We start from the raw sequence: 7366 nt of genomic DNA on the forward strand, positions 1-7366 counted from the left end.
TTTGTAAAGAAGCTTGTCCTGAAGGAGGTATCTATGGAGGATAGCCGTCTTGTCTTCTATTACAGCCACGAAAGTTGTCCGGCGAGGGCTGCCGCTCTTCCTGTGATTGCCTGGTTATGCAGGGAAAGAAAGATCGACTTCGACGGTTACTTTTCGGTGCGACCGAGTCTTGCCGGGATCGGGGACTACTTGCCATTTGCCGGCAACAGACATGAAGAGCAGCTTTACTTTCTGACCAATTTCTATGAAAAAATCCTGTACATCTCTATGAGCGAGGGCGAACAAGTACCTTTCGAGAGGTTTTTTAATGCAAGAAGATTCCCCGCTATAAGACACAGGTCCTCGGAACTTGTAGAGCTATATAGTGAGCTTTTCGAGCGCTTTGGAGAGATCTTTCCAAACGATGCGGTTGTCTACCCCTCGAGAGATATAGACTTTCCTCTGGAGGCAGTAGATCTTGGTTCTTTCAAGATCCCCGGCCGTTCAAGGATAGACACTTTCTTTTATCCTGAGATCTTCTACCGAAAGGCTCTAGGAATATACCTGGAAGCGCACGATCGCCAGTTTGAGAAGCTTCGCGAACTGGGAGTGAAGAAACTCTATCTTGCCTGCTGCGGAGAGTCTGCTACAGAGAGGTTTGAGCGGCTGGGATTCGAAGTCGAAACGATCGAAGAACTGAATGACGGAGAGACGCTTCTCAGCCTGACCGACAGAATCGCCCGGCGCTGGATAGATAAGGGAAAGGGGATTGCCCTGGGCAATGATCCTATCACTCTCCGCTGGACAGCTAAGTATCTGCGAGAGGATATACTTCCCGTGGCCGCCCTAAAGAGCCTGCCAGACAGTGTGCCGGTAATTGCGGAATTGGCCGGAAAGACAGGGAACAACGTTGTCTGGGGGAGCCAGGTTTATGACGACGTGGTGATTTCCGAGCTGTCGAAGAAGGGGATCGTGCTGGTCCTGGCCCACGATGTTGAAATAGGAATGACCATAAGGGATAAGGTGAAGCTCCCGTCACTGTGGTTGAAAGAGGCGAAGGCGCCCTGGAAGGATGAGGTATCCGATGACTACCTGAAGCAGAAAATCAAGGATGGATGTCTTCCGATATCCTTTGTCAACTACGCTGCAGATCTCGGTCATCTTCCGGTTCTTCCACGTTATCTCGATCTTCATTCCATGGAGGGAATAAAGGATGGCATAGCCTTTCCGTCCAATTGGTGGGAATTTGCCGGTGAAACGCTTGAGCAGTTTTTCATTCCTCGCGATATGGGAGGGATCTTTCCCTCCGGCGAGATCCTTCTGAGCAGTGCAGGCCTGGGCGTAGCGACAGAAGCAAAGGGCTATCTTCCGCGCGAGACTTACAGAGATTCCCTCTTGAAGGCCAGAAAGTCAATCGCCATGCACTGCGGTGAAGGAAATGTACCTGTGGGACACTACTCCTTTCAGGATGCCTGTCCGGGCTACAGGCACGGGAGCGCTGAGCCAGATTACACAGTTCTGGAGGAGGTGGGCTTCGAATACGCGATAAGCTATAAAGAGGAAGGGAAGTGGCCCCAGGTACTGTACGACAACGGCCGGCTGATAGTGTTGAATCAGCAGACAGAACACTGGAGCTTTGACCCGATGAACGATGTGAAGAAGTGGGAAAAGAGATTCAGCGGGGTCCATTCAGGTGTTTGGGCTATAATCGGCCTCGACTCGCCCTTCTGGGGAATGACGCCGTGTTATTTCGGAGAAGCCTCCAAAGGGCTGGATCTGACTATTCTTGAGAAGACCATGAAGTACGTGATTTCCGGAGGTGAGAGCGGGCGCCTCTTCCTTCTGAAACCGCATGAGTTAGTAAGATACGTCAGGCTCTTAAGAAAAGACACCCGAAGGGAGTGCAACGAGTGAAACCTCCAAAAGAATTCGCAGAAGCGGTGAATGTCTCCAAAGAGCCACACGTAGTTACAGTCCAGGGGATAGATAGTATAGTACGGTCATTAGTTGAAAGGCGGAGAAAGCCGTCGGCCAGATCCAAAGTGGTAGCGGTCGACGGGTTTGCCGGTCTCGACTGGGAACGTCTCAGAAAAGAGGTTGAAGAGTCTGCCTGTCGAAACTCCCTTTCAGTTAAAATCTATGATTTCGACATTTGCAGAAGAGCGGACGAAAGGATAGACAGTCTATTAGAACGGTATCTAGACAATGATAAGGTCTTCGGAAAGGTCTTCAGGCGGAGCATAGACAGTTTCTTTTCGAAGGAGAGGATAGCCAGCTTCAGGGAGCATATAACGCTGGAAAGAGAGTCAAGAAAGAGTGATCTGATTCTTGTAATAGGTTGGGGATGCGCTCTACGGGATATGAGGAATGAGTACGATTGTATCGTGTATTTCGATCTTACGAGAGAAGAGGCCCTGAAGCGCTTCAAGAAAACCGGTGCAACTTTCGGGACTCAGAGCATAGGCCCCAAAAGACTGTACTACGTTGATTTTCCCGTTTCCGAGAAACACAGAAATGAGCTTCTCGAGACACTGAATTTATATGTTGATGCTAATTGCGAAGATAGCCCGACTATGCTGGCCACTGAAGACCTAAGAATAATTGCCCTTGAGGTCGCCTCGAAACCCTTCAGACTCAAACCGATATACGAGCCCGGTCCGTGGGGAGGACAATGGTTGAAGAAGGTTCGTCACCTGCCGCAGGATTGGCCTAACTGCGCCTGGAGTTACGAGGTCATAGCGCCTGAGATGTCGCTTCTGATAAAGAATCACGAGACCATGCTCGAACTCCCCTGGAGACTGTTCTTCCATCTCACCCACGAAAGCGTAATGGGCACATCCGACAGGAAACTGTTCGGCGGCGAGTTCCCGATCAGATTCGACTACCTGGACACGATGGACGGCGGAGATCTTTCGATTCAAGTCCACCCTCCAACCGACTACATAAGGAGAAATTTCAACGAGAGGTACCACCAGGGGGAGATGTACTACATTGTCGACTGCAAGCCCGGCAAAAGGGTAAACCTCGGCCTGCAAGAAGGGGCAAGCCTCGACGAGTTCAGGAAGGCGGCAGAGATGGCCGAAAGGGAAGGCATCCCTTTCGACTACACCAAATTCGTGAACAGCGTTGCGGTACAAAAGCACGATATCTTAATGATCCCGCCTGGAACTGTCCACGGTTCCGGAGAAGGGCTTGTAGTTCTGGAGATCAGTTCAACCACTTACAGGTACACCTTCAAGATATACGACCATCTAAGGCCGGACCTCAACGGCGTCATGAGGCCGATTCACATAGATCATGCCTTCAGAGTGATCAAACAACATAGACGGAGTGCCTGGGTTGAAAAAAACCTAGTACCAAAACCCGTCCTGAAGACCTGCGGCAAGGGCTGGCGAGAGTATCTGATCGCGTCGGGAAAGTCTTTCTTTCACCAGGTCTTCAGAGTTGAGATAGAGACTGAAGCATCATTCGAGCTTGAAGGCAGATTCCACATACTGACTCTCGTTGAAGGTGAGAGTGTGAAGCTAGTCTCGAACGGGAACGAGTTCGTGTTGAATTACTCCGAGACGGTCATTGTACCTGCAAGTACGGGACGCTACACGATGAGAGCCGGAGGCGAGGGGAAATGCATGGTTGTGAAGGCGCTGTTGAAGTGAAGACCGGCGTGATTATCGCTCTGGACGTTGGCGGTACAACCGTAAAGTCGGCTCTATGCAACGATTCAGGCGATTTGCTGACTGGAATAAGCACAACTCCCATTGATTCAAAGGCCTCAAAGGCCGCGATACTTGAGAGTTTCAACGAGATCGTGACGACACTGTCCAGAGCTGCAGCCACGGGCGGACTGCCGCTATCGGGTCTTGCACTTGCCTTTCCAGGACCTTTCGATTACGAAAGAGGCGTATGTCTCATAAAGGGAGTTGAAAAGTACGAAGCGCTTTACGGCATGAATCTGAAGAGCTTTTTTCGAAGCGAAGTACTGGCGGATGGATCGATACCGATCCTCTTCGATGCCGACTCTTGGGCCTTCGCCAGGGGCCAGTATCACAAAGGCGCCGCCAGAGGCGCCAAAAGATTCATAGGCTTGACAATCGGAACTGGACTGGGCTCGGCTTTCATGGAAAGGGGGAGTATAGTAGAGAATGAAAGGGGAATTCCTCCCTACGGCTGGATAGGGAACCTTCCCTGCGGGAAAGGGATTCTGGATGATAGAGTCTCTCGAAGGGGTATCCTTGCCAGGTACGGAGAACTCACCGGAGGGACCCATGGCAGCCTTGACGTAGAGGATCTCTTCAATCTGGCCGAGAGTGGCGACGGAAACTGTATCGAGGTCTTCCGCGAAACCGGGATCCTTCTAGCAACGGCGCTCGCTCCTTTCATCGAAGCCTTTCATCCCGACTGTATTGTTATGGGAGGGAAGATCTCAGGAGCGTTCAAGTACATGGCCCCAGCGCTCAACAGAAGGCTGGAAGAGCTCTTAGAGAAAGGGAACGTGCCCGAAATATTGAAAGCCACCGGTGCAGACAGCTGTACCCTCTCAGGAGTGGGGTTATACCTGGCAGAGAGATACTTGAAAGGGGGAAGAACATGCTAGCGGGCTGTTATATTGATCACGGACCTCGAGAGTGGCAGATCATCCAGCAAGAGAAAGGCAGAGCATCTATCAATCTTCGTGGAAATTATATACTCTCGAAGGACTTACAGGAGACACAAAGTGTCTTTGTGAGGGCGGTCCGTGAAGACAGCTCCGAGACGGTACTGCCATGGCTTGAAGCGAAGATGCTCGAAGGAGAAAGATGGGAAATATGCCTTGACATTCCCTCAGGAGGGCTCTACAGGATAGAGACTTGTCTGAAGCCTGAAAGCTTCGGGATAGAGTACGCATTCCGGGGAGACATGATACAGCACATAGGCGTAGGCGAACTCTTCGCAATCACCGGTCAGAGCAATTCTGCAGGATACGGGAAAGATGCCATTTATGATCCGCCGGAAATAGGAGTCCACATTCTTAAGAACAACGGAACATGGGATCTGGCGGCCCATCCGCTGAACGATTCCACCCGATCCATCCACCCGGTCAACATCGAATCGATCAACCCCGGCCATTCGCCGTACTTAAGCTTTGCAAGATATCTGAAAAGAGAGTTGAACATGCCCGTCGGATTGATTCAAGCCTCTCTAGGAGGCTCGAGCTTGAGCCAGTGGAACCCGGGCGAAAGCGGAGAGCTCTACCGGAATCTGATGGAAGTTATTACGGACTGTGGAGGCAAACTCAGATCTCTTCTTTGGTACCAGGGCTGTTCTGATACTTCATCAAGTCTCTTCAAGACTTACGGTGAAAGGTTCGCAAATTTCGTGAGAGCCTTACGAAAAGACTTGGGCTCGCCGGATCTGCCCGTCTTTACGGTACAGCTTAACCGCTTTGTTGCAGATCCAGAGCCCTGGGGAATGAACGATGAAGGGTGGGCTGGAGTAAGAGAAGCTCAGAGACGAGCGGCTCGAGAGCTTCCGGGAGTCTTTATCGTTCCTTCGATCGATATCCCGCTTTCAGACAACATCCACAACAGCTCATACGGAAACGTGATGCTTGGAGAGAGGCTGGCCAAAAGTGTTCTTAAGCACCTGTTCGGGAAGAAAATCCTGGCAGACGCACCGGACATAGCTCGAGCATCGTTGTCGGGTGACGGAACCGTACGTCTGGTCTTTGACAACGTCGGCTCCAGACTCTACGCCTTCGATCTCAAGCCCAAAGACCTGCCCATCTCGATTTCTGACGAGTCGGGAGACATCCAGGTAGAATCTTACTCTGTAGAAGGCAATGCCATGATTTTAAGACTTTCGAGAGAGCCAGGAGCTCACGCGCTCGTGCACTGTCAGCATGAAACGAATCCGCGGCCTCTTTCGATCATAGATGCTGTCAGCCATCTACCTGTCCTCCCGTTCTACAGTTTCGAAATATCCAGAGAATGACTCCTTTCTTGAAAGGAAAGCAAGAGAACAAGAGTACAAGTGATAAAGGGTATCTTCATTGAGCCAGACACAGAAAATCCATTCTTGCTTCCTTCTCCTTTTCAGTAGACGGGCAACGGCTAACGAGCTTATCTCCGGTTTTTCCTACCACCAGCCCGCTACCACCAACCTCGGTCTTACAACTTACAACTTGGAACTTGCAACTGATCTTCTGCTCTTTCCTACCACCAATCCGCTACCCCCAACCTCGGTTCTATTTCAACAAAACCGTTTTCATGGTGAAAGAATCAAGAATCACTATGGTGACATCAAACTCTTCGTTGCCGAATTCACTCTCAACGAATGGACTCTGCAGCGTGATCTCAAGCAGCTGAGTGTCGATAGGCTTTTCGGCCGGTAAGAAGTCGACGGAATTTTGAACCACGAGTCTCAACGGATCCTGGTTTGCAAAGAAGTAATCGATAAATTCCTGTCGCTCCTCTTCCGTGATCCCGTAAGTGTAGGTCGCAATCTGTCCTGCCGAGGTATCCACAGGAACCCAACCGTAATTTGGCAGGTAGAACTCGGCCCAAAAGTGCGAACCGAGCTGTCCGGAGAAAACCTGAAAGCCTCCCGGCGCCCTTGCCGGTATTCCTATGGATCTACAGAGAGCTGAGAAGATCATCGACTGAGTGCCGCAATCACCATAACCGTGTTCGAAAGAGTAGAGGCTTTCCGGAATCCCAGCCGCCTCTATTGAAACGTGAGCCATAAAAGTGTATTTGATGTTTTCGACTACGTAGTAGTATAGCTTTTTCGCCTGGAGGTAAGGATTGGTCTCATCTCCAACAACGCTTCTGGCAAGCTGCTCAAACCTTTCATCGAAGTAGATGCTTCCTTCTGACTTCGTGTAGTCCTTGTAAAGCGAGCTTTCTTTGTCGTATTCGCCTACCTGATCTGGATCTATATCGAACTGCTGCTGATAGTGTGTGAAAGTATATTCCACGGAGATATCCAGATCTTCATCGAGATTCGAAAGATCGAATTCGAAGAGGACATAAGCTATATCGCCGGAGGTTCTGGGAAGACCGACCACCGCTTCCTTTGGTCTTACCTCAAGCACAGAAATGTTCTCTTGAGCGGCCGTCTGCAGAGGAAGGGGGAACCAGATTCTCAACGAACCCTCATCCGGCAGCAGAGATCTTTCAGTATGCACTTTGTACTCCACAAGGTAATCCTTCGGGTTGAAATACGGGCTGTGAGCTGGCTTGAAGGTGGCAAAAGGTGTCTGCCTCGGTCCGTATTCTTCCAAAAGGTATCTAACCAGCAAGACATTGCCTGCCGACCACTCTGGCACCCTGTTGACCAGTTCCGGGTCCCTGTGTGCCAAGAAGGCGAAGAAGGACACTTCTAGCCGTGCTTAATCGAAGATGAGGGA

5 protein-coding genes are annotated in these 7366 nt (G+C 50.6%); 4 read left to right on the top strand and 1 reads right to left on the bottom strand.

Annotation, left to right across the window (positions count from 1 at the left end; translation table 11 throughout):
* Positions 1–33: 33 nt before the first annotated feature.
* From B3K42_RS08490 to B3K42_RS08505, 4 genes are read left to right on the top strand one after another with little or no spacing between them, the layout of a single operon-like run.
* Positions 34–1893 (top strand): hypothetical protein, encoded by a 1860-nt coding sequence (locus B3K42_RS08490; RefSeq protein WP_110990896.1) that lies wholly within the window; start codon positions 34–36, stop codon positions 1891–1893.
* Positions 1890–3635, top strand: a complete 1746-nt coding sequence (locus B3K42_RS08495; protein WP_110990897.1) for a class I mannose-6-phosphate isomerase — start codon at positions 1890–1892, stop codon at positions 3633–3635. Before B3K42_RS08490 ends, B3K42_RS08495 begins: the two co-directional genes overlap by 4 nt.
* Positions 3605–4573 carry an ROK family protein gene (locus tag B3K42_RS08500; RefSeq protein ID WP_292598265.1) on the top strand — a complete coding sequence of 323 codons (969 nt, stop codon included), beginning with the start codon at positions 3605–3607 and terminating at the stop codon, positions 4571–4573. The genes B3K42_RS08495 and B3K42_RS08500 overlap by 31 nt, the downstream gene beginning before the upstream one ends.
* Entirely contained in the window at positions 4567–5949 is a 1383-nt protein-coding gene (locus B3K42_RS08505) for a sialate O-acetylesterase (protein WP_110990898.1), read from the top strand. Before B3K42_RS08500 ends, B3K42_RS08505 begins: the two co-directional genes overlap by 7 nt.
* A gap of 253 nt (positions 5950–6202) precedes the next feature.
* Here B3K42_RS08505 and B3K42_RS08510 read toward each other — a convergent pair whose 3' ends face one another.
* A complete protein-coding gene (locus B3K42_RS08510; protein WP_258367370.1) occupies positions 6203–7258 on the bottom strand; it encodes a transglutaminase-like domain-containing protein in 1056 nt (351 codons plus the stop codon).
* Positions 7259–7366: the final 108 nt, after the last annotated feature.

Source organism: Mesotoga sp. UBA6090, from assembly GCF_002435945.1.
Lineage (GTDB): Bacteria > Thermotogota > Thermotogae > Petrotogales > Kosmotogaceae > Mesotoga.